Source organism: Phocaeicola sp. RTP21198st1_B8_RTP21198_201120 (genome assembly GCF_040929485.1).
GTDB lineage: Bacteria > Bacteroidota > Bacteroidia > Bacteroidales > Bacteroidaceae > Phocaeicola > Phocaeicola dorei.
This window is the reverse complement of sequence record NZ_JBCOCI010000277.1, coordinates 1-1,669: the sequence shown is the minus strand read 5'-3', so window position 1 is coordinate 1,669 and position 1,669 is coordinate 1. Positions and strand designations below refer to the sequence as shown.

Annotated in this window: 1 protein-coding gene; it reads right to left on the bottom strand. The window is 45.2% G+C overall.

From position 1 onward, the window contains the following. Positions 1-1,669 (bottom strand): glycoside hydrolase family 2 TIM barrel-domain containing protein (locus tag AB5935_RS25380; protein WP_368327802.1); only part of this gene is annotated, 1,669 nt, incomplete at both ends.

The window sequence follows — 1,669 nt, the reverse complement described above, 5'->3', positions numbered from 1 at the left end:
GTCACATTCCAGTTCAGTACATACTCATTCCAGTTAGAGAAATCATACCAGTTCTTGACACGGATAGTCAGATTCTTCTGGTTCGCCAGCGTTACTTTTATGTTCTGATATACTTTCTTTACTTCGAGCAAATGCGGGTGCGGTTCACGGTTGGCGCCCACCAAACCGTTACAGCAGAAGTTTCCGAAACTTGGAATTCCTTCCGGTCCGTAATCACCGCCATACGTCCAGTACCATTTACCATTCTTGTCTATTTCGCGGAATGACTGATCCACCCAGTCCCAAACGCAGCCACCTTGTGCCATCGGATTGTTTTCAAATACGTCCCAGTATTCTTTCAGTCCGCCGCAACTGTTGCCCATCGCATGAAGATATTCACAAAGAATGAAAGGGCGGTAGATGTCTTTCTCTTTTACGTATGCTTTGATATCGTCTACACTGCGGTACATACGACAGTAAATATCCGTATTATAGTTCAATTCGGCACGTTCATACTGTACAGGGCGAGTTTTCTCCACCGATTTCAGCCAGTCATAAGTACGTTCGAAGTTAATTCCGTTTCCTGCTTCATTTCCCAATGACCAGATAACGATAGCCGGGTGATTCTTAGAACGTTCATACATCCGGTGAGTGCGATCCATGTGTGCAGTCAGCCAGGTACTATCCTTGGCTAGGGAAGCAGGACCATATCCCATTCCGTGAGATTCGATGTTTGCCTCATCAATCATGTACAAACCGTAACGGTCGCAAAGTTGATACCAGTAAGGATGTGTAGGATAATGCGAGTTACGCACCATGTTGATATTGTGCTGCTTCATCAGTTTGATGTCCAGTTCCATCAGCTCCTTGCTCACGGTACGTCCCAGTTGAGAATGCTCGTGTCGGTTGGTTCCCTTCACCAATACCGGAACGCCGTTGATGCAGAAACGTCCGTCTTTGATTTCCGAGGTACGGAAGCCGACTTCACAACCAGTCAGTTCGGTTACCTTGCCTTGTTCATCCTTCAGTTCGAGTATTAATGTGTAAAGATGAGGATGCTCTGCACTCCAAGCCTTTACATCGGGAATATTCTTTTCATCAAACGTGATAAAATTGCTCAATCCGCGGGATTTTATCCGGATAGCACCCTGCAGGACAGCTTTACCATCGGCGTCTTTCAGGGTATAAGCAATAGAAGTAGCTCCAGATATAGCAGAATGTCCCTCTACGGTCACTTCAAGTCCGAAAATACCATCTTTGTATTTCTCTTTTTCTAAAGAAGCATTCAGTTTATAATCCGCAATGTACTGTTTGGGAGTACTGTAAAGATACACGTCACGTTCGATACCACTCAAACGCCACATATCCTGACATTCCAGATAAGCACCCGAACTCCAGCGATACACTTCCAAAGCAACCACATTTTCGCCTTCATTGAGGACATCTGTAATATCCCATTCGGCAGCCGTCTTTGATCCCTGATTATAGCCAAGTAATTTTCCATTCACCCATACATAATAGAAAGAAATGACTCCTTCACAACACAGTACTACCCTGCGTCCTTTCCAGTCGGCAGGCACTTTGAAGGTACGTCGGTAGGAGCCGACTTCATTCTCTGCATAAGGCACCAGCGGCGGATTCTTCTTGAAGTTGAACATTTTATCATCAAACTCATACGTTTCGTTGACAT